A 24,051-nucleotide genomic window follows, 5' to 3' on the forward strand; every position below is an offset into this window, starting at 1 on the left:
ATGGACAGCTCGCGGCCCAAGAACACGCCCCGCAACGGGAACGGTTCGTTCCCCGCCCGGACCCGCCCCGGCACGGACGACGACCCCGTGGCGATCGTCGGGCTGTCCTGCCGGCTGCCCGGCGCCGCAGACCCCGACGCCTTCTGGCGGCTCCTGTGCGGCGAGGAGTGCGCGGTCACCCAGGTGCCCGCCGGACGCGAGGCGGCCGGCGGGCGCTGGGGCGCGTTCCTCGACGGAGTGGACGAGTTCGACGCCGGGTTCTTCGGCATCACACCGCGGGAGGCCGGCGTACTCGACCCGCAGCAGCGGCTCATGCTCGAACTGGCCTGGGAGGCCTTCGAGGACGCCCGTATCCCCTCGCACGACCTGCACGGCAGCGCGACGGGGGTGTTCGTCGGCGCGATGCGTGACGACTACGCCCTTCTCCTGGGCAGGGCGGGCCGCGAGGCCGTCAACCACCACGCCATGCCGGGCGTGAGCCGCGGGGTCATAGCCAACCGCGTCTCCCACTTCCTCGGCCTGCGCGGACCCAGCCTCGTCATCGACACCGGCCAGGCGTCCTCACTCGTCGCGGTCCACACGGCGGTGGAGAGCCTGCGCCGGGGCGAGAGCACCCTCGCGCTCGCGGGTGGCGTCAACCTCAACCTGGCCGCCGAGACCGGGCTCGTGGCCGAGGAGTTCGGCGGCCTGTCCCCGGACGGCCGCACCTATGCCTTCGACCACCGGGCCAACGGCTTCGTCCGCGGCGAGGGCGGCGTCGTCTTCGTCCTGCGGCCTCTCCGGGACGCCGTCGCCGCCGGCGACCGCATCCACGGCGTCATCCGAGGGGGCGCCGTCAACAACGACGGAGCCGCCGAACAGCTCACCACCCCCAGCGTCGAGGCGCAGTCCGAGGTCCTGCGACAGGCGTACGCCTCCGCCGGCATCCGGCCCGATGCCGTCCAGTACGTCGAACTGCACGGCACCGGAACCCCGGTGGGCGACCCCGTCGAGGCCGCCGCGCTGGGCGCGGTCCTGGGCAGCGCCCGCGACACCACGAGCCCGCTCCTGGTCGGCTCCGCCAAGACGAACGTCGGCCACCTGGAGGCCGCCGCGGGCGCCACCGGCCTGCTCAAGACGGTCCTGGCGCTCTCGCACGGCCGTATCCCCGCGAGCCTCAACTTCGAACTGCCGAACCCGGACATCTCTCTCACCACGCTGAACCTGGAGGTCGCGCGCCGTCCGGTCGAGTGGCCTGACGCCGACCGGCCGCGTATCGCCGGGGTCAGCGCCTTCGGGATGGGCGGGACCAACTGCCACCTGGTCCTGTCCGAGGCCCCGGCCGCCATGGTCGCCGACGACGAGACTGCGCGCGAGGCCCCGTCGGTGGTGCCGTGGGTGCTCTCCGCACGGGGGAACGCTGCGTTGCGGGGTCAGGCTGCTGCGTTGGCTGGGGTTGTGGGCCGGGCTGATCCGGTTGATGTGGGTTGGTCGTTGGTGGGTACGCGTGCGCGGTTCGAGCACCGTGCTGTGGTGACTGGTGCGTTTGCGTCTGGTTTGGGTGCGTTGGCTTCGGGTGGGCCTGCGGTTGGTGTGGTGTCGGGTGTGGTGGGTCCGGTGGGGCGGACGGTGTTTGTTTTCCCGGGTCAGGGTGCGCAGTGGGCCGGGATGGGTGTGGAGTTGGCGGCGGTGTCGTCGGTGTTCGCCGCCAGGCTGGCTGAGTGTGAGACCGCCTTGTCGCGCTTCGTGGACTGGTCGTTGATGGCGGTTTTGCGTGGTGATGTGGGTGCGCCGTCGTTCGATCGGGTGGATGTGGTGCAGCCGGCGTCGTTCGCGGTGATGGTGTCGTTGGCGGCGTTGTGGCGTTCGTATGGTGTGGAGCCTGCGGCTGTGGTGGGGCATTCGCAGGGTGAGATCGCTGCCGCGTGTGTGGCGGGTGCGTTGTCACTTGAGGACGCGGCGCGGGTGGTGTGTCTGCGGAGTCGGGCGATCACGGCGTTGGCCGGTTCGGGTGGTATGGCGTCGGTGGCTGCGCCGGTCGGGCGCGTCGAGGAGTTGCTGGCTGCCTGGTCGGGTCGGGTTTCGGTGGCTGCGGTGAACGGTCCGTCGCAGGTGGTGGTCTCGGGTGAGGCTGCTGCGGTGGGTGAGGTGGTCGCCGAGTGTGAGCGGCTGGGTGTACGTGCGCGTCGTATCGCGGTGGACTACGCGTCGCATTCGGCGGCGATGGACGTACTGCATGAGGACATCGCCACTGCGCTGCGTGATGTTGCTCCGCGTGCTGGTTCGGTGCCGTTGTTGTCCACGGTGTCGGGTGAGTTCGTCGACGGTTCGGGGATGGACGCCGCCTACTGGTCCGCGAACCTGCGTTCGCGGGTCCGGTTCGCGGAGGCTGTGGGGAGGCTGGCTGCGGAGGGTTTCGGCACGTTCGTCGAGGTGTCGTCGCACCCGGTGCTGACCACCGCTGTGCAGGAGATCGTGGAGGCGTCCGGTGAGGGCGTCGTCACCGGGTCGTTGCGTCGTGACGACGGTGGCATGGACCGGTTCCTCTCCAGTGCCGCCGAGTTGTGGGTGCGCGGAGTCGACGTGGACTGGACGGTCCCCTTCGAGGGTGCCCGTCCGCAGACCGTCGACCTGCCGACCTACGCCTTCCAACGCCGACGCCACTGGTTCGACACCCTGGCCGCCTCCGACGCCGACGACGCGGGGGCCGCCACGAGCGCCGCAGCCATCCGTCTGGCGGCCACCGGGGACGAGAGCGAGCGCCTGCGGATCCTGCTGGAGCTGGTACGGGCACACGCCGCAGCGGTGCTCGGGCACCAGGGGGCCGCGGCGGTACCGGCCGGGACGTCCTTCAAGGAGCTCGGCTTCGACTCGCAGTCCTCCGTGCTGCTCCGCAACCGCCTCTGCGAAGCCCTCGGCGTCGACCTGCCGACCGCGGTGCTCTTCGACCACCCCACCCCGGCCAAGCTGGCTGCGCACCTCCAGGTATCCGGAGGTGCCGCGACCGCCCGGGACACGGTCACACCGCACGGCCGGCCGGCCTACGACGAGCCGGTCGCGATCGTCGGGATGGGCTGCCGGTTCCCGGGCGGGGTCCGTTCGCCGGAGGATCTCTGGGAGCTGGTGCGCTCGGGCACGGACGCCGTCGCGCCCTTCCCCGCGGACCGGGGCTGGGACCTCGGCCGGCTGCTCGCCGCCCCCGACGCACCCGGCGGCTCCACGGTCGCGGAGGGAGGGTTCCTCTACGACGCCGGCGAATTCGACGCCGAGTTCTTCGGCGTGAGCCCGCGCGAAGCCCTGGCCATGGACCCCCAGCAGCGCCTGTTGCTGGAGACCGCGTGGGAGGCGCTGGAGCGGGCCGGAATCGACGCGTCCCGGCTCGGTGGCACCCGGACCGGCGTGTTCGTCGGTGCGATGCAGCAGGAGTACGGGCCGAGGCTCGACGAGGCGGCGGACGGCCTGGAGGGCTACGCCCTGACCGGGACCACCGGTTCCACCGCGTCCGGCCGGATCTCGTACGTCCTGGGCCTTGAGGGTCCCGCGATGACCGTCGACACCGCCTGCTCGGCGTCACTGGTCGCACTGCACCTGGCGGTCCAGTCCCTGCGCAGCGGTGAATGCACCCTGGCCCTGGCCGGAGCGGCGACCGTGATGTCCCGGCCGGGCATCTTCGTGGAGTTCAGCCGGCAGCGCGGGCTCGCACCGGACGGCCGTTGCAAGGCGTTCTCGGACGACGCCGACGGCACCGGCTGGGCGGAGGGCGTCGGCACCCTGGTCCTCGAGCGGCTGTCCGACGCACGCCGCAACGGGCACACCGTCCTGGCCGTGGTCGAGGGCACCGCCGTGAACCAGGACGGTGCCTCCAACGGCCTGACGGCTCCGAGCGGACCCTCCCAGCAGCGGGTCATCCGGCAGGCCCTCGCCAATGCGGGTGTACGTCCGGACGACATCGACGCCGTCGAGGCGCACGGCACCGGCACCAGGCTCGGCGACCCGATCGAGGCAGCCGCGCTGATCGAGGTCTACGGGCGCGAGCGTTCGCCCGAACAGCCTCTGTGGCTCGGTTCGTTGAAGTCGAACATCGGCCACGCCCAGGCAGCGGCAGGGCTGGGCGGCGTCATCAAGACGGTGCTGGCGATGCGGCACGGACTGCTGCCGTCCACCCTGCACACCGGCACCCCGACCTCGCACGTCGACTGGTCGTCCGGCGGGGTCCGGCTGCTGACCGACCCCGTGCCGTGGGCGCGCGGGGACCGACCGCGCCGCGCCGGCGTGTCGGCCTTCGGCGTGAGCGGCACCAACGCACACGTGATCCTCGCGGAGCCGGAGCCGGAGCCGGAAGCGGCCGACGCGACGAGCGCCGGGCCGACGCACACCGACGCGGCAGGCGCCGGGACCACGGGTCCGGTCCTGCCGTACGTCCTGTCCGCGCGCACCCCGGACGCCCTGCGCGAACAGGCCCGACGGCTGCGGGGCGCACTGCGCGGCGAGACCGCGGCGCGGCCCTCCGACGTCGCGTACACGCTGGCCACCGGCCGGGTCCGGTTCGCCGAGCGGGCCGTACTGCTCGCCGGCGGGCAGGAGGAGCTGGACGGTGCCCTGGGCGCACTCGCCGAGGGCGGCGAGACGGCCGGGCTGGTGCGCGGGTCGGCGGCGGGCGACGACCGCATGGTCTTCGTCTTCCCCGGTCAGGGCGGCCAGTGGGCCGGTATGGCAAAGGAGTTGCTCGACACCTCGCCGGTCTTCGCGGCCCGCGCGCAGGAGTGCGAACGCGCCCTCGCGGAGTTCGTGGACTGGTCCCTCACCGACGTCATGCGGGGCGCCGAAGGTGCCCCGTCGCTGGACCGTGTCGACGTGGTCCAGCCCGCGCTCTGGGCGACGATGGTCTGCCTGGCCGAGCTCTGGCGGTCCCGTGGCATCCGGCCCGCAGCGGTGGTCGGCCACTCGCAGGGCGAGATCGCGGCGGCCTGTGTGGCGGGTGCGCTGAGCCTGCGGGACGCGGCGCGGGTCGTCGCCCTGCGCAGCCGGGCCCTGCTGGTCCTGTCCGGGCACGGCACGATGGCGTCCGTCTTCCAGCCCGTGGACCGGGTGGCCGCGCTGGTGGCGCCCTTCGAGGGCCGTGTCTCCGTCGCGGCCATCAACGGCCCCCGGTCCGTCGTGGTCTCCGGAGAGGCCGAGGCGGTCGCGGAACTCCTCGCGGAGTGCGCCCGGCTGGACATCCACGCCCGTGGCATTCCGGTCGACTACGCCTCGCACTCGGCGCAGGTCGAGTCCATCGAGGAGGAACTGGCGCTGCTGCTCGCACCGGTCGCGCCCCGCCACGGCGACGTGCCCTTCCACTCCACGGTCACCGGGACCGTGCTGGAGGGCACCGAACTGACCGGCGCCTACTGGTACCGCAACCTGCGCGGGACCGTGCGCTTCGAGGAGACCGTACGGAGCCTCGCCGCGTCGGGGCACCGGGTGTTCCTGGAGGCGAGCCCGCACCCGACCCTGACCATCTCCGTGCAGCAGACCCTGGAGCACGAGGGCGCCGACGACGGTGTCGCGGTCGGCTCGCTGCACCGCGGTGACGGCGGTCTCGGCAGGCTCGGTACGTCCCTCGCCCTGCTGCAGGCCCACGGTGTCGAGCCGGACTGGACCGAGGTCTTCGCGGGTGTCGACAGCCGCCGCGTGGACCTGCCCACCTACCCGTTCGAGCGCCGCCGGTACTGGTGGACGCCGCCGGCCGAAGCGCCGGCCGAACAGGCCGACGCGCACCCGGCGGCCGGCTGGCGGCACGACGTCGTCTGGCGGCCCGTGCCGGACACCACCACCGCCGCACTGTCCGGTAGTTGGCTGCTCGTGGTGGAGACCACCGAGGGTGACGACCACCGGGAGGCGGCCGACGCGCTGCGGGCCGCCGGGGCGGACGTCGTCCTGTGCGTGCTGCCGGACGGCGAATGCGACGCGGACACGCTCGCCCGGGTGGCCGACGGCCGCCGGGTGGCCGGCGTGCTGTCCCTGCGCGCGGTCGGCGGGACCACCGATCCCGCAGCGGGTGTCGCCGCCACCGCCACACTGCTGCGCGCCCTCGACCGGGCCGGCATCGACGCCCCCCTCTGGTGCGCCACCCGCGGCGCCGTGTCCACCGGCCCGTCCGACTCCGCGCCCGAACCGGCGCAGGCCGCGGTCTGGGGCGCGGGACGGGCTGCGGCGGTCGAGCAGCCCCGGACCTGGGGCGGCCTCGTCGACCTGCCCGCCGGCTGGGACGCGCGTGTCCGGGCCCGGCTGGCCTCCGTCCTGACCGGGGACGAGGACCAGGCCGCGGTCCGCCCCGCCGGTGTGTTCGTCCGCCGACTGGTCCGCGCCCGGCGCCCGGCCACCGCCCGGCGCTCGTACGAGCCGCGGGGCACCGTCCTCGTCACCGGCGGCACCGGGGTACTCGGCCGTCGGCTCGCGCGCCGGCTGGCCGAGGGCGGCGCCGGCCACGTCGTCCTGCTCAGCCGGGGCGGAGACTTCGAGGGAGCCGAGACGCTCAGGTCCGAACTCGGTGCACTGGGCTGCGATCTGACGGTTTCCGCAGGGGACGTCACCGACCGGGACGCGCTCGCCGCGCTCCTTGCCGGCATCCCCGCCGACCTGCCCCTGTCCGCCGTCTTCCACGCGGCCGGTGTCTGCGAGCTGGCTCCGCTGAAGGACGTACGTACCGAGGACCTCCCGTCGCTGCTCGCCGCCAAGACGGCCGGCGCGGCCCACCTCGACGCGCTCCTCGCGGACCGTCCGCTCGACGCTTTCGTGCTGTTCTCCTCCATCTCGGCCACCTGGGGTGTCGCGGACCACGCCACCTACGGAGCCGCCAACGCCTTCCTGGACGCCCTGGCCGAGCGGCGGCGCTCACGCGGCCTCCCTGCCACGTCGATCGCCTGGGGCCCGTGGGGCGGCGGTGGCATGATCGACGAGGACCGCTGGGCGACCCTCGCCGCCACCGGGCTGCCGGTCCTCGATCCGGACCGTGCGCTCGACGCCCTGGGACTCGTCCTCGACCACGACGAGACGGCCCTCGCCGTCGCGGACGTCGACTGGGAGCGGTTCGGCCCGGTCTTCACCGCCGCCCGGCCCAGCCCCCTGCTGCGCGAACTCGTCGCCGCCCCCGCCGCCCCGCAGCCCGCCGAACGGTCAGGCTCCGCCCTGGGCACGACGCTCGCCGGCCTCTCCGAGGACGCACAGCGCGAGCTTGTGCTTGAGCTGGTGGCCGAGCACACCGCCGCTGTCCTCGGCCACAGGGGACCGAGGGCCCTGGCCGCCGACCGCGCCTTCCGGGACCTCGGCTTCGACTCGCTGACCGCCGTCGAACTGCGCAACCGGCTGGCGGCCGCGACCGGGACACGGCTCTCCACCACCCTCGTCTTCGACCACCCCACCCCCGCCCTGCTCGCCGAGTACCTGAGGCTCGAGGCATACGGCGAACAGCCCACCGGTACCGCGCCGCACACGGCCCGAGCGGTGTCCGACGAACCGCTCGCCGTCGTCGGCATGGCCTGCCGGCTCCCCGGCGACGTCACCGGCCCGCAGGAGCTGTGGCGGCTGCTCATGGACGAGGCCGAGGCCACCGGCGCCCTGCCCACCGACCGCGGCTGGGACCTGGACTCCCTGTACGACCCCGACCCGGACCGGCACGGCACCAGCTACGTACAGGCCGGTGGATTCCTGTACCGGGCGGCGGAGTTCGACCACGAGTTCTTCGGTATCTCCTCCCGCGAGGCGCTGGCCACCGACCCGCAGCAGCGGCTGCTGCTGGAGACCGCGTGGGAGGCGCTGGAGAACGCCGGGCTCGTGGCCGCCGACCTCAAGGGCAGCGACACCGGGGTGTTCGCCGGCGTACTGACACCGGACTACGGCCGGCCCCACGGGATGCCCGGCGAGCTGGAGGGCTACCAGGTGACGGGCGGCGCCCCGAGCGTCGCCTCCGGACGGCTGTCGTACCACTTCGGCTTCACCGGGCCCTCCCTCACCGTCGACACCGCGTGCTCGTCCTCGCTCGTCGCCCTGCACACGGCCGCCCAGGCGCTGCGGTCCGGCGAGTGCGGCCTGGCCCTCGTCGCGGGGGCCGCCGTGATGTCGACGCCCACCCCGCTGATCAGCTTCAGCCGGCAGCGGGCACTGTCCGCCGACGGCCGTTGCCGGTCGTTCGCCGAGGACGCCGACGGCTTCGGTATGGCCGAGGGCGTCGGCGTGCTGCTCGTCGAACGCCTCTCCGAGGCGGAGCGCAACGGGCACCAGGTCCTGGCCGTCATCCGCGGCAGCGCGGTCAACCAGGACGGTGCCTCGAACGGCCTGACCGCGCCGAACGGTCCCGCCCAGCAGAGCGTCATCCGCCAGGCGCTGGCCCGGGCGGGCGTCACCGCCGCCGACGTGGACGCGGTGGAAGCGCACGGCACCGGCACCAGGCTCGGCGATCCCATCGAGGCGCAGGCGCTGCTGGCGACGTACGGCCAGGACCGGCCCGAGGACCGGCCGCTGTGGCTCGGCTCGGTCAAGTCCAACCTGGGGCACACCCAGTCGGCGGCCGGTGTCGTCGGTGTGATCAAGATGGTCCAGGCCCTGCGGCACGGCGTCCTCCCCAGGACCCTGCACGTCACCGAGCCCAGCTCACGGGTGGACTGGGAGTCGGGCGCCGTACGGCTGCTGACCGAGTCCCGGCCGTGGCCCCCCACGGACCACCCGCGCCGCGCCGGCGTATCGGCGTTCGGCATCAGCGGCACCAACGCCCACGTGATCCTGGAGCAGGCACCCGACCCCGCACCGCGACCGGCGGCCCCGAACGGGACCGCGCCCACCGGCGTGGTCCCGTGGATCCTCTCCGCCCGCGAGCCCGAGGCCCTGCGCGAGCGGGCCGCCGCGCTGCTCCCGCTCGTGGACCTGGCACACCCCCACGACATGGCCGACGCCCTGCTGAGCACGCGTGCGCGGTTCGAGCACCGTGCCGTGGTCGTGGGCGGGTTCGCCGCCGGGTTGGGTGCGTTGGCCTCGGGGGAGCCTGCGGTTGGTGTGGTGTCAGGGGTGGCAGGTCCGGTGGGGCGGACGGTGTTCGTCTTCCCGGGTCAGGGTGCTCAGTGGGCCGGGATGGGGGTGGAGTTGGCGGCGGTGTCGTCGGTGTTCGCCGACAGGCTGGCTGAGTGTGAGACCGCCTTGTCGCGCTTCGTGGACTGGTCGTTGATGGCGGTGTTGCGTGGTGATGAGGGTGCGCCGTCGTTCGATCGGGTGGATGTGGTGCAGCCGGCGTCGTTCGCGGTGATGGTCGCCCTGGCGGCGTTGTGGCGTTCGTACGGTGTGGAGCCTGCGGCTGTGGTGGGGCATTCGCAGGGTGAGATCGCTGCCGCATGTGTGGCGGGTGCGTTGTCGTTGGAGGACGCGGCGCGGGTGGTGTGCCTGCGCAGCCAGGCGATCACGGCGTTGGCCGGCTCGGGCGGCATGGCCACGGTGACGCTCCCCGAGGAGCAGGTGACCGCGCTGCTGGAGCCCTACGGTGAGCGGCTGTCCGTCGCCGCCGTGAACGGGCCCGGTTCGGTCGTGCTGTCCGGCGACCGCGACGCACTGGAGGACCTCGCCCGTACCTGCGCCCGGCGTGACGTACGGATGCGGACGATCCCCGTGGACTACGCCTCGCACTCCGCCCACGTGGAGAAGATCCTCGACCAACTGACCGGGCTGCTGGCCCCTGTCGAGCCCCGCCGTCCCGATGTGCCCTACCTGTCCACCGTCACCGGGGAGTGGATCGACGGCCCGGCCCTCGACGCCGCCTACTGGTGCGCGAACCTGCGCCGCCCCGTCCGCTACGCCGAAGCCGTACGGACGCTGGCGGACCAGGGCCACGGACTGTTCGTGGAGTGCAGCCCCCACCCGGTGCTGCTCGCAGCGACCGAGCAGACCCTCGCCGACCACGACGACGCCTGCGCCGTCGGCTCGCTGCGCCGCGACGACGGCGGCCACGACCGCTTCCTGCTGTCGCTGGCCGAGGCCTGGGTCCACGGCGGCCCCGCCGACTTCGGCCGAGCCGTCGAAGGCGGCCCCGGACACCGGGTCGAGCTGCCCACCTACCCCTTCCGCCGCCGCCGCCACTGGATCGAGGCACCCGCCGAGGCCCTGGCACGCCAGGAGGACGCCCTCGTCGACAGCTGGCGCTACCGGGTGTCCTGGACACCGGTACCGGACACCGGCACCCCGGAACTCACCGGCGACTGGGCCGTGGTCACCCCGGACGGGGCGGTACGCCCGGACCTCGTGCGCGCCGTACTCGACGGGCTCGCCCGGCACGGCGCCACCCCGCACCCGCTGACCGCGGACCAACTCGCCCGGGAGGACTTCGTCCTGCCCGACCGGATCGACGGCATCCTGTCGCTGGCGGCCCTCGACGAAAGGCCGGGCCGCGGGGAACCCGACGTCACCGTCGGCCTCGCCGACACACTCACCTGCGTACGCGTCCTGGCGGCGCGCGCCCCCGGAGCGCCGCTGTGGCTGGCGACACGGGGCGCGGTCGGCACCTCGCCGGACGACTCCGTACGCCACCCCGCGCAGGCCCAGGTGTGGGGGCTCGGCGTGGTGCTCGGCCTCGACGAGCCCGGCCGGCTGTGCGGGCAGATCGACCTGCCGGACACCTTCGACGACGACTCCGCCACCCGCCTCGCCCTGATCCTGTCGGGTGCCCCCGGGGAGAACGAGGTCGCCCTGCGCGAGGGCGGCGCGTCCGCCCGGCGGCTGGTCCCGGCACCGGCACCGCAGGCCGAGCCCTGGCGCCCGCGCGGAACCGTCCTGATCACCGGCGGCACCGGTGCCCTCGGTTCCCACGTCGCCCGATGGGCCGCGAGCCGAGGTGCCGCACACCTCGTCCTGACCAGCCGCCGTGGCGCGGAGGCGCCGGAGGCAGCCGCCCTGCACGACGAACTGACCGCGCTGGGTGCCCGGGTGACGATCGCCGCCTGCGACGTCGCGGAGAAGGAGCAACTCGCCGCGCTCCTCGCGTCGCTCGACGACACCGAGCCGCTCACCGCCGTCGTACACACCGCGGGCGTCACCCAGCCGGAGATCCCGGTCGGCGAGATGTCCGCCTCCGACCTCGCCCGGATCATCCGGGTGAAGACCGAGGGCGCCCGCAACCTGGACGTCCTCACGGCGGGCCACGACCTGGACGCCTTCGTCCTGTTCTCCTCCGGAGCCGGCACCTGGGGCGACGCGGGCAAGGCCGGTTACGCCGCAGCCAACGCCTACCTGGACGCCTTCGCGCACACCCGCCGCGCCCGCGGCGCGGTCGCCACATCGATCGCCTGGGGCGCCTGGGACGGCGGAGGCATGGTCGAGGGCGACGTCGCCGACCTGCTCACCCGGCGCGGCATGCGCCTGATGCGCCCGGAGTCGGCCGTCCGCGCCCTGGCCCTCGCGGTCGGCAACGGAGACGCGGCCGTCGCCGTCGCCTCCTTCGACCTCGCCCGGTTCCTGCCGCTCTACACCATGACGCGGGACCGTCGGCTCGTCGCGGATCTAGCCGCTGCGCAGCCCGCGCCGCAGCTGGGCGAGGCCGTCGGTGAGTCCGGGCCCGAACGGACGACGGCACTCGCCGGCCGGCTCGCCGGACTGTCCGCCGAGGAGCGGGAGACGACCCTCGTGGACGTCGTACGCCGGGAGGCCGCCGCCGTCCTCAAGGCCGGGCGGCCGGAGGAGATCAGCCCGCGCCGTGCCTTCAAGGAACTCGGCTTCGACTCCCTGACGGCCCTGGAGTTCCGCAACAGGCTCAACGCGGCGACCGGACTCCGGCTGCCCGCGACCCTCGTCTTCGACCATCCCACCCCTGCCTCGCTCGCCCGCCGTCTGCGGGACGAACTGTCCGGCGGGACGAACGACGTACTGGCCGAACTGGACCGGCTGGAGGCCGGCCTGTCCGCTCTTCCGGACGAGGAGTGGGCCCGCCTGGACGTGGCCGAACGGCTCCGGGCGCTACTGCGCCGGGCCGAACCGACAGCAGAATCCGCCGACCCGAGCGAGGACCTCGCGGCGGCGACCAACGATGAGATCTTCGACCTGATCGACCGGGAGTTGGGCATCCGATGAGCAGTGGCGCGAACGAACAGCGGCTGCGGGACTATCTGAATCGGGTCACGGCCGATCTGCAGACGACCCGCCGGAGACTCCGCGACCTGGAGGACCAGCGGCGCGAGCCCGTCGCCATCGTGTCGATGAGCTGCCGATTCCCGGGTGCCGACACTCCCGAGGCCTTCTGGGAGCTGATCGCGGACGGCGCCGATCTCGTCGGAGAGCTGCCCACCGACCGGGGCTGGGATCCTGAGCGGCTCTACCACCCCGACGCCGACCACCCCGGCACGACGTACACGCGGCACGGTGCGTTCCTCGACGGCGCCGCCGCGTTCGACGCCGGATTCTTCGGGATCTCGCCGCGCGAGGCCCTGGCGATGGACCCCCAGCAGCGCCTCCTGCTCGAAACCGCCTGGGAAGCCGTCGAGCGAGCCGGAATCGACGCCGACAACCTGCGCGGCGAGCGGGCGGGCGTCTTCGTCGGTGCGAGCAACCAGGGGTACGGAGCGTCCCTGCGTAAGGCGCCCGAAGGCGTCGAGGGGCACCTGCTCACCGGCGGTTCCGGAGCCGTCCTGTCCGGGCGGATCGCCTACACCCTCGGCCTGGAGGGCCCGGCCGTCACGGTCGACACCATGTGCTCGTCGTCCCTGGTCGCCCTGCACCTCGCGGTGCAGTCGCTGCGTGAAGGCGAGTGCACCCTCGCCCTCGCGGCCGGGGCGACCGTGATGGGTAGCCCACGCAACTTCACGGAGTTCAGCAGGCAGTCCGGGCTCGCCCGGGACGGCCGCGTCAAGGCCTTCTCGGACGATGCGGACGGTACGGGCTGGGGTGAGGGTGTCGGGGTTCTGGTGCTGGAGCGTCTGTCGGACGCCCGGCGCAACGGGCACGAGGTGCTCGCCGTCATCCGGGGCACCGCGACCAACCAGGACGGCGCCTCCAACGGCCTGACGGCCCCCAACGGACCCTCCCAGCAGCGGGTGATCCGCCAGGCCCTCGCCGGGGCCGACCTCACCGCGCCCGAGATCGACGCCGTCGAGGCGCACGGTACGGGCACCAGGCTGGGCGACCCGATCGAGGCGCAGGCCCTGCTGGCTACGTATGGCCAGGGGCGCCCGCAGGACCGGCCGCTGTGGCTGGGCACCGTCAAGTCGAACATCGGGCACACGCAGGCCGCCGCCGGTGTCGCCGGCGTGATGAAGATGGTGCTGGCGCTGCGGCACGAGGTTCTGCCGAGGACGCTTCACGCGGATACGCCGTCGTCGCATGTGGACTGGTCGGCGGGTGCGGTGGAGCTGTTGTCCGAGGCGCGGGAGTGGCCGAGGGGTGAGCAGCCGAGGCGGGCCGGTGTGTCCGCGTTCGGCGCCAGCGGTACGAACGCGCACGTGATCGTGGAGGAGGCTCCGGAGGAGGTCGGGGAGCCGGTTGCTGCGCGGGAGGTCGTGCTGCCGGTGGTGCCGTGGCCGGTGTCGGCGCGGTCCCGCGAGGGACTGGCCGCGCAGGCGGCGCGGTTGCTGTCCGGCGTGGAGGGGCTCGACGCCCTGGACGTGGCTCTGTCGTTGGGTACGGCGCGGTCGGGTCTGGAGCACCGGTCCGTGGTGCTGGGGGCGGATGCGGCGGAGTTGGGTGCGGGGCTGGGGGCGCTGGCGGCCGGTGAGTCGGTGCCGGGTGTGGTGTCGGCTGTCGCGGGTGAGGGTCTGACCGGGTTCGTGTTCTCGGGTCAGGGTGGTCAGCGGGTCGGTATGGGCGTGGAGTTGGCGGATGCCTTCCCGGTGTTCGCGGCTGCGCTGGATGAGGTGTGTGCGCGGTTCGACGGGTTGCTGGACCGTCCTCTGCGTGAGGTGTTGTCCGGTGATGCGGAGGCGTTGAGGGGTACGGGTTGGGCGCAGCCTGCGATTTTCGCGGTCGAGGTTGCGTTGTTCCGTCTTGTGGAGTCGTGGGGTGTGCGGCCGGATTATCTGGTCGGGCATTCGGTGGGTGAGCTGGCGGCGGCGCATGTTGCTGGTGTGCTGTCGCTGGACGACGCCTGCCGGCTCGTCGCCTCGCGGGCTGGGCTGATGGGGGCGTTGCCTTCAGGTGGTGCGATGTGGGCGGTACGCGCGACCCTCGAGGAGGTCACTCCCCACCTGGTGGACGGTGTGTCGGTGGCGGCGGTGAACGCGCCGGGCCAGGTGGTGGTGTCGGGTGCGCGTGAGGCCGTCGAGCAGGTGGCGTCCGCCCTGTCCGACCGCCGGGGGCGTTGGCTGGAGGTCAGTCACGCGTTCCATTCGGCGTTGATGGACCCGATGCTGGCCGAGTTCGGTTCAGCAGCAGGGGAGTTGTCCTACGAGCGTCCCCGGATCCCGATCGTGTCGACGCTGACCGGCGAATCCGTCGAGGAGTTCACGGCCGCGTACTGGGTTGACCAGGTGCGGGGCACGGTGCGTTTCGCCGACGCCGTCACCCGGTTGAAGGACCTTGGTGTAACCCGGTTCGTCGAGCTCGGCCCCGACTCAAGCCTCATCGGCGCCATCGGCGAGACCTCCGAGGACGCGCTCGCCGTGCCCCTGCTGCGGGCCAAGCGTGCCGAGCCTGAGACCGCCGTGGGCGCCCTGGGGCGCCTGTGGGCGGACGGCGCCGAGGTGGACTGGGCCGCGTATCTTGCCCGGACCGGTGCCCGGCCCGTCGAGCTCCCGACGTACGCCTTCCAGCGCGAGCGCTACTGGCTCGAGGACTCCTCCGCCCCCGAGACCGACCCGGCGGACGCCGCCTTCTGGGAAGCCGTGGGCATCGGGGACGCCCACGCTCTTGCCGCTGAACTGGGCGTCGGAGAGGAGGCGCTCGGCGCTGTACTCCCCGCGCTCAACGACTGGAGGACGCGGCGCCACGAGAGCTCCGCGCTCCAGTCCTGGCGCTACGGCATCGAATGGACGCGGGGCAGTGAGGAAGCCCCGGTGTCGGGGCTCACCGGCCACTGGCTCCTGGTGACCTCGGCCGGTCGCCAGGACTGCGCCACTGCCCGGTCGATCGGCGAAGGCCTGAGAAGGAACGGCGCCGAGGTCACCGAACTGACGCTTCCGGCAGGCCTCGACCGCCGGAGTCTGGGCGCGCTGCTCGCGGAGCAGCCGGCAGCCGCCGGTGTCGTCTCGCTGCTCGCACTCGACGAGGCGCCCCACCCCGAGCAGCCCGTTCTCGCGACCGGGCTCGCCCTCAACGTCCTGCTCACCCAGGCCCTCGCCGACCGGGACGGGCACGTTCCGGTGTGGCTCTGCACCCAGGACGCCGTCCGGGCGGTCCCGGACGACCTGGTGAGCAGGCCCGTGCAGGCGAGCACCTGGGGTCTCGGCCTGGTACTCGGCCTCGAACTGCCCCACATGTGGGGCGGTCTCGCCGACCTGCCTCGCACCCTCACCACCGCCGACGCAGACCGCTTCGCGGTCCTGCTGGGAGCAGGCGGTCACGAGGACCAGGTGGCCATTCGCGAGGGTGCCGCCCTGCTGCGCCGGCTGCGGCGCGAGCCCGCGTCGGCTGCGGGCGCGCAGCCCTGGCGTACGAGCGGTACCGCGCTGATCACCGGCGGTACCGGGGGCCTGGGTGCCCACACGGCGCGCTGGCTGGCGAAGGCCGGCGCCGAACGTCTCGTCCTGACCTCCCGGCGTGGACCCGACGCGCCCGGAGCCGAGGAACTCGTCGCCGAGCTGGAGGCTCTGGGCTCCGAGGTGACGGTCGTCGCCTGCGATGTCTCCGACCACGACGCCCTGGCCCGGCTCGTCGAACAGACAGAGGCGGACGGCCCGCCGATCCGGACAGTGGTGCACAGTGCGGGCATGGGCAGGCCCGAACCGCTGACCGGGACGGACCTGGCGGCGTTCCAGGCCGACACAGCGGCGAAGCTTGCCGGAGCCGCCAACCTCGACCTCGTCTTCGGCCGCGCGGAGCTGGACGCGTTCATCCTGTACTCCTCGGTCGCGGCCGTCTGGGGCGCCGGCGGCCATGGCGCCTACGCGGCGGGTAACGCCTACCTCGAATCCATCACCCACAACCGGCGCGCCCGCGGTCTCGCCGGTACGACGATCGCCTGGGGCCTTTGGTCGGCCGACGGCGGCGGTCTGGGTGCCGAGATCGACACCGGCTCGCTGAACTGGCGTGGTCTGTCATCCATGCGGCCGGACGTCGCACTCGCCGGACTGCGGCAGGCGATGGCGGACGGGGACGGATTCCTCGCCGTCGGCGACGTGAACTGGTCCGCCTTCACCCCTGCCTACACGGCGGCCCGCCCCCGCCCGCTGATCGAGGGCATACCGGAGGTACGCGCCGCACTCGACCAGGCCCGTGAGGCCGACGGCGACGCGCCCTCGGCCGAGGCGAACCCTCTGCGGGAGCGGTTGAGCCCGCTCTCCGTCGAGGACCGTACGGCCGCCCTGCGCGACCTGGTGCGTACACACGCGGCGGGCGTCCTCGGACACTCCGGTCCGGAGGCCATCGATGTCGAGCGGCCGCTGCGTGAGCTCGGGTTCGACTCGCTGCTCGCGGTGGCGCTGCGCAACGTCCTGGGTGCCGAGACCGGGCTGAAGCTCGCGACGACCGTGGTCTTCGACCATCCGAACGTGACCCGGCTCGCCCAGCACCTGTACGGACTCGTCTTCGGCGCGGACACCGCCGCCGAGGCCACCGCCGCACACGTCAGCCCTGGTGAGGGCGACGACGCCATCGCGATCATCGGCATGGGTTGCCGCTTCCCGGGCGGGATCTCGACCCCCGAGGACCTGTGGCGGGTCGTCTCGGGTGGCGAGGAAGTGCTCAGTGCCTTCCCGGACAACCGTGGTTGGGATCTGGAGCGGCTCTACAGCCCGGACCCGGACGACGAAGGCCATTCGTACGTCCGTACGGGCGGTTTCGTGCGGGACGCGGGATCGTTCGACCCGGCGTTCTTCGGGATCTCGCCGCGTGAGGCGCTGGCGATGGATCCGCAGCAGCGGCTGCTGCTGGAGACCTCATGGGAGGCCATCGAGCACGGTCGGATCGACCCGCACAGCCTGCGCGGCAGCGCCTGCGGTGTGTTCGTCGGCCTCGGCCACGGCGGCTACGGCGCGGGAATGCGCGAGCTGCCGGAAGGCGTGGAAGGGCACCTGCTCACCGGCACGGTCACCAGCATCGCCTCCGGACGGATCTCGTACACGCTCGGACTCGAAGGTCCGGCCGTCACAGTGGACACCGGCTGCTCCTCGGCCCTGGTCGCCCTGCATCTCGCCGCTCAGGCGCTGCGAGCGGGGGAGTGCTCGCTGGCCCTCGCCGGTGCCGCCTCCGTCGGCTCCTCGCCCCAGGGGTTCATCGGGTTCAGCCGGCAGCGGGGTCTGGCCGAGGACGGCCGCTCCAAGGCCTTCTCCGACGACGCCGACGGCATGGGCATCTCGGAGGGCGCAGGCGTCTTCGTGGTGGAGCGGCTCTCGGATGCCCTCCGCAACGGGCATCGGGTGCTTGCTGTGGTGCGTGGTTCGGCGGTCAATCAGGATGGTGCGTCGAATGGTCTGACGGCGCCGAACGGTCCGTCGCAGCAGCGGGTGATCCGTCAGGCGCTGGCGAACGCGCGGTTGGGTTGTGCTGACGTGGACGTGGTGGAGGCGCACGGTACGGGTACGTCCCTCGGCGACCCGATCGAGGCGCAGGCGTTGTTGGCGACGTACGGGCAGGACCGGCCGGAGGGGAGTCCGTTGTGGCTCGGCTCGGTCAAGTCGAACCTGGGGCACACGCAGGCCGCCGCCGGTGTCGCGGGTGTCATGAAGATGATCCTCGCGATGGACCACGGCGAGATGCCGAAGTCGCTGCACGTGGACACGCCGTCGTCGCACGTGGACTGGTCGGCGGGTGCGGTGGAGCTGCTGTCCGAGGCGCGAGACTGGCCGCGCGAGGACCGGCCCCGCCGCGCGGGCGTGTCCGCGTTCGGCGTGAGCGGCACGAACGCGCACCTGATCGTCGAGCAGGCGCCGGACACCGACGAGCCGACCGCGCACGACGAGACCGGGACGCCGATCGTGGTGCCGTGGGTGCTCTCCGCACAGGGGAACGCTGCGTTGCGGGGTCAGGCTGCGTCGTTGGCTGGGGTTGTGGGCCGGGCTGATCTGGTTGATGTGGGTTGGTCGTTGCTGAGTACGCGTGCGCGGTTCGAGCACCGTGCAGTGGTGACTGGTGCGTTTGCTTCTGGTTTGGGTGCGTTGGCTTCGGGTGGGCCGGCGGTTGGTGTGGTGTCGGGTGTGGTGGGTCCGGTGGGGCGGACTGTGTTCGTGTTCCCGGGTCAGGGTGCGCAGTGGGCCGGTATGGGTGCCGGTTTGCTGGAGTCGTCGGCGGTGTTCGCGGGTGTGGTGGCCGAGTGTGAGGCTGCGATGTCCGGGTTGGTGGACTGGTCGTTGATGGCGGTGTTGCGTGGCGATGTGGGTGCGCCGTCGTTCGATCGGGTGGATGTGGTGCAGCCGGCGTCGTTCGTGGTGATGGTCGCCCTGGCGGCGTTGTGGCGTTCGTATGGTGTGGAGCCTGCTGCTGTGGTGGGGCATTCGCAGGGTGAGATCGCTGCCGCGTGTGTGGCGGGTGCGTTGTCGTTGGAGGACGCGGCGCGGGTGGTGTGTCTGCGGAGTCGGGCGATCACTGCTGTGACCGGTTCGGGTGGTATGGCTTCGGTGGCTGCGCCGGTCGGGCGGGTCGAGGAGTTGGTGGCGCCTTACGGTGAGCGGCTGTCCGTCGCCGCCGTGAACGGTCCTGGTTCGGTGGTGCTGTCCGGTGACCGCGACGCGCTGGAGGACCTCGCCCGTGTCTGCGCGGAGCGTGATGTGCGGATGCGGATGATTCCCGTGGACTACGCGTCGCATTCGGCGGCGGTGGACGTGCTTGAGGAGGACATCGCCACTGCGTTGCGTGATGTTGCTCCGCGTGCTGGTTCGGTGCCGTTGTTGTCCACCGTCTCGGGTGAGTTCGTCGACGGTTCGGGGATGGACGCTGAGTACTGGTTCACGAATCTGCGTTCGCGGGTCCGGTTCGCGGAGGCTGTGGAGAGGCTGGTTGCGGAGGGTTTCGGCACTTTCGTCGAGGTGTCGTCGCACCCGGTGCTTACCAGTGCGGTGCAGGAGATCGTGGAGGCGTCCGGTGAGGGCGTCGTCACCGGGTCGTTGCGTCGTGACGACGGTGGTCTGGACCGGTTCCTCTCCAGCGTGGCCGAGTTGTGGGTGCGCGGTGTCGACGTGGACTGGACGGTCCCCTTCGAGGGTGCCCACCCCCGCACCGTCGACCTGCCGACCTACGCCTTCCAACGCCAGCACTACTGGCTGATGAACGAGAGCACGGAGTCCGGGGGTGAACAGGACCCGGTGGACGCCGAGTTCTGGGAGGCCGTCGGCCGTGGTGACGCGGATGCCTTCGCCGGTGAACTGGGCGTCGGCGAGGACGCGCCGCTGAGCGCTGTTCTCCCCGCACTGAACGCCTGGCGGGCGCGCCGGGCCGAGAAGTCCCTTCTCGACTCCTGGCGCTACGGCATCGAGTGGACACCGAGTCAGGTACACAGCACGGCGGAGCTGTCCGGCCACTGGCTGCTGGTGAGTTCGGCGGGGCAGCCGGACCGTGAGGCCACGGTCGCGGCGGTGGCGCGGGGGCTTCGCGAGCACGGCGCGGAAGTGACCGAGATGGTGCTCACCCCCGGCCTCGACCGGGAGCTGATCGGCGGGATGCTCGCCGAGCAGACCGGCGTGACCGGGGTCCTGTCCCTCCTCGCCCTGGACGAGAGCCCGCACCCCGAGCGCGCCGCGCTCACCACGGGGCTGGCGCTCGGGCTCCTGTTCATGCAGGCACTGGCCGACTGGGACCGTCGGGTCACCGTCTGGCTGGGCACCCAGGACGCGGTGTCGGCGAGCTCCGACGACCCGGTACGCAACTCGGTACAGGCCGGTTCCTGGGGTCTCGGCCTCGTGTTCGGCCTCGAGTACCCGCAGTGGTGGGGCGGCCTCGTCGACCTGCCCGCGACGCTCACGGCCGGTGACGTCGACTGCCTGACCGCGGTCCTCGCCTCCTCCGCCCCCGACGACCAGATCGCGATCCGCGACGGCGCCCCGCTGCTCCGCCGCCTCAGCCGCAGCCCGCTGACCGGCGGACCGGCTACCGAACCGTGGCGTACGAGCGGTACGGCGCTGATCACCGGCGGGACCGGGGGCCTGGGCGCGCACACGGCGCGTTGGCTTGCGGAGGCCGGTGCCGAGCACCTGGTGCTCACCTCACGCGGAGGCGGGGCGGATGCCCCCGGCGTACGCGCACTGGTCGACGAGCTGACCTCCCAGGGGCTGAAGGTCACCGTCGCGGCGTGCGACGTGTGCGACTACGACGCGCTGGAACGGCTCGTCGCTGAAGTGGAGTCCGACGGCCCGCCGATCCGGACCGTGGTGCACTGCGCGGGTGTCGGCAGGCTCGCCGCGCTCACCGGCACCGACCTGGCCGAGTTCGAGTCCGCGGCCGAGGCGAAGCTGCTCGGCACCGCCAACCTCGACCGGGCCTTCGACCGCGGCGGCCTGGACGCCTTCATCCTGTACTCGTCCGTCGCCGCGGTCTGGGGCGCCGGCGAGCACGCCGCCTACTCGGCGGGCAACGCCTACCTCGACTCCGTCACCCGGGGCCGGCGCGCGCGTGGCCTCGCCGGTACGACGATCGCCTGGGGGCTGTGGGCGGCCGAGGGCGGCGGCATGGGGGACAAGGTCGATCCCGGGTCGCTCAACTGGCGCGGCCTGTCCTTCATGGAACCGGGGCGTGCCATCGCCGGACTTCGGCAGGCCATGGCCGACGACGAGACGTTCCTCGCCATCGGGGACGTCAACTGGGAAGACTTCACAGCGGCGTTCACCGCCATGCGGCCCCGGCCGCTGCTGGACGGCGTACCCGAGGTCCGCGCCTACCTGGAGAGGAACGCGGGAAGCGAGGCCGACGTACAGGCGGGTGAGGAGGACCCCCTGCGGGCGCGTCTGCGTCCGCTCTCCGCGCAGGACCGTGAGAGCGCCCTGCGCGACCTGGTCCGGGCACACGCCTCCACGGCGCTGGGACACGAAGGCCCCGAGGCCATCGAGGTCGAACGGCCGCTGCGCGAGCTCGGGTTCGACTCGCTGCTCGCGGTGGCGCTGCGCAACTCCCTGCGCGCCGCGACGGGCCTGAAGCTCGCGACGACCGTGGTCTTCGACTACCCGAACGTCACCCGGCTCGCCCAACACCTGCACGGTGCCCTCTTCGGCGAGGACGCGACCACCGCCGAGCCGCTGACCGGGCCGGTCCTCGCCGGCACGGCGGACGACGACGACCCGATCGCGATCATCGGCATGGGCTGCCGCTTCCCGGGCGGGATCTCGACCCCCGAGGACCTGTGGCGGGTCATCTCCGGTGGCGAGGAAGTGATCAGCCCCTTCCCCGACGACCGTGGGTGGGACCTGGAGCGGCTCTACAGCCCCGACCCGGACGACGAAGGCCACACCTACGTCCGTACGGGCGGATTCGTGCGGGACGCGGGATCGTTCGACCCGACCTTCTTCGGGATCTCGCCGCGTGAGGCGCTGGCGATGGACCCGCAGCAGCGACTGCTGCTTGAGACCTCATGGGAGGCGATCGAGCACGGCAGGATCGACCCGCACACCCTGCGCGGCAGCTCCTGCGGCGTCTACCTGGGTGTGGGCAACGGCGGTTACGGTTCGGAGCTCCGGGAGCTCCCGGAGGGGATGGAGGGCCACCTCCTGACCGGGACGGGTACCAGCATCGCCTCAGGGCGGATCTCGTACACCCTCGGGCTCGAAGGCCCGGCCGTCACCATCGACACCGGATGCTCCTCGGCGCTCGTGGCCCTCGACCTCGCCTCGCAGGCGCTGCGGTCGGGCCGGTGCGGGCTCGCCCTCGCCGGGGCGGCGTCCATCGGCTCCGTACCCCAGGGGTTCATCGGGTTCAGCCGGCAGCGTGGTCTCGCCGAGGACGGCCGGTCCAAGGCCTTCTCCGACGACGCGGACGGCATGGGGCTGTCCGAGGGCGTCGGCGTGCTCGTCCTGGAGCGTCTGTCGGACGCGCGCCGCAACGGGCACCAGGTGCTGGCGGTGGTGCGGGGTTCGGCGGTGAACCAGGACGGTGCGTCGAACGGTCTGACGGCGCCGAACGGCCCGTCCCAGCAGCGGGTGATCCGGCAGGCCCTGGCGAACGCCCGGCTGACCGCCGCCGACGTGGACGTGGTGGAGGCGCACGGCACCGGGACCAAGCTCGGTGACCCGATCGAGGCGCAGGCGCTCCTGGTCACCTACGGTCAGGACCGGCAGGAGGACCGGCCGCTGTGGCTGGGCTCGGCCAAGTCCAACCTCGGGCACACCCAGCTCGCCGCCGGTGCCGCCGGTGTCATGAAGATGGTGCTGGCGATGCGGCACGGGCTCATGCCCAGGACGCTGCACGCCGAGACCAGGTCCACGCACGTGGACTGGTCCGCCGGTTCGGTGGAGCTGCTGTCCGAGGCGCGCGACTGGCCGGACGGAGAGCACCCGCGCCGGGCAGGGGTCTCGGCGTTCGGGATCAGCGGGACGAACGCGCACGTGATTCTGGAGGAGGCGCCTGCCGGGATCCCCGACGGGGCACCGGCGGAGCGGGAGCCCGCCGCGCCGGCCCCGGTGGTTCCGTGGATCCTGTCCGGACGCGGCGGCGCCGCACTGCGCGGCCAGGCCGCGGCCCTGGCGGAGATCGCCGAGTCGGCCGATCCGGTCGATGTGGCGTGGTCGTTGGCGACGTCGCGGTCCAGGTTCGAGCACCGGGCCGTGGTGACCGGCCCGTTCGGTCCGGGACTGTCGGCCCTCTCCTCGGGCGAGCCCGCGTCCGGTGTGACCTCGGGTGTGGTGGGTTCCCCGGGGCGGACGGTGTTCGTCTTCCCCGGGCAGGGTGCGCAGTGGGCCGGCATGGGCGCCGGGCTGCTGGAGTCGTCGCCGGTGTTCGCGGGTGTGGTGGCCGAGTGCGAGGCCGTGATGTCGCAGTGGGTCGACTGGTCGGTGACGGCCGTGCTCCGAGGGGACGAGGACGCCCCGTCCTTCGAGCGCGTCGACGTGGTGCAGCCCGCCTCGTTCGTGGTGATGGTCGCCCTGGCCGCGTTGTGGCGGTCGTACGGTGTCGAGCCCGCCGCCGTGGTGGGGCACTCGCAGGGTGAGATCGCCGCCGCCCACGTCGCGGGGGCGCTCTCGCTCCAGGACGCGGTGCGCGTGGTCGTGGCGCGGTCGGCCGCGATCGCGGCGCTGGCCGGCGGACGCGGCACGATGGCGTCCCTGGCCGTGCCGGTCGAGCGGGCCGAGGAACTCCTGGCCCCCTGGGCGGACCGGGTGTCGGTGGCCGCTGTGAACGGGCCTTCCCAGGTGGTGGTCTCGGGTGAGGTCGCCGCGGTGGAGGACGTCGTCGCGGCGTGCGAACGGTCGGGCGCACGGGCACGGCGGATCGCGGTGGACTACGCCTCGCACTCGGCGGCGATGGACGAACTGCGGGGCGAGGTCGCCGGCGCGCTGGAAGGCATCGCGCCGCGCGCGGGTCAGGTGCCGCTGCTGTCCACGGTGACGGGCGAGTTCGTGGACGGTTCCGGGATGGACGCCGCGTACTGGTTCACGAACCTGCGCTCCCGGGTCCGGTTCGCGGAGGTGGTGGAGAGGCTGGCCGGAGACGGCTACGGGGTCTTCGTCGAGGTGTCCTCGCACCCGGTGCTCACCACCGCCGTGCAGGAGATCGTCGAATCGGCGGCCGGGAACGCCGTCGTCACCGGGTCGCTGCGCCGCCACGAAGGCGGCCTGGACCGGTTCCTGTCGGGCGTGGCCGAGTTGTGGGTGCGCGGAGTCGACGTGGACTGGACGGCGCCCTTCGACGGTGCCCGTCCCCGCACCGTCGACCTGCCGACCTACGCCTTCCAGCGGAACCGCTACTGGCTGGAGGGGGCCCCCGGGAGCGGCGACGGCGAACCGGGCGTGATGGACGCCGAGTTCTGGGCCGCCGTCGCGAGCGACGACGCGGGTA

The 24,051-nt window shown here is 72.9% G+C and carries 2 protein-coding genes (1 of these 2 running past the window's edge); both read left to right on the forward strand.

The window, feature by feature from the left end; genetic code table 11:
* A complete protein-coding gene (locus tag AB0I83_RS05190) occupies nucleotides 1–12,063 on the forward strand; it encodes an SDR family NAD(P)-dependent oxidoreductase (protein ID WP_363303663.1) in 12,063 nt (4,020 codons plus the stop codon).
* Nucleotides 12,060–24,051, forward strand: partial view of a type I polyketide synthase gene (locus AB0I83_RS05195; protein ID WP_363303664.1) — the 5' portion only. It continues 7,337 nt past the right edge of the window; 11,992 of the gene's 19,329 nt are visible here — the first part of the coding sequence; it begins with the start codon at nucleotides 12,060–12,062; its stop codon lies off the right edge, out of view. The genes AB0I83_RS05190 and AB0I83_RS05195 overlap by 4 nt, the downstream gene beginning before the upstream one ends.

Origin of the sequence: Streptomyces sp. NPDC049970, from assembly GCF_040660235.1 — a bacterium.
Classification (GTDB): Bacteria; Actinomycetota; Actinomycetes; order Streptomycetales; family Streptomycetaceae; genus Streptomyces.

Excerpts from the sequence above, each read along its gene's own strand:
- AB0I83_RS05190 (WP_363303663.1), top strand. The coding sequence starts at position 1 with ATGGACAGCTCGCGGCCCAAGAACACGCCCCGCAACGGGAACGGTTCG.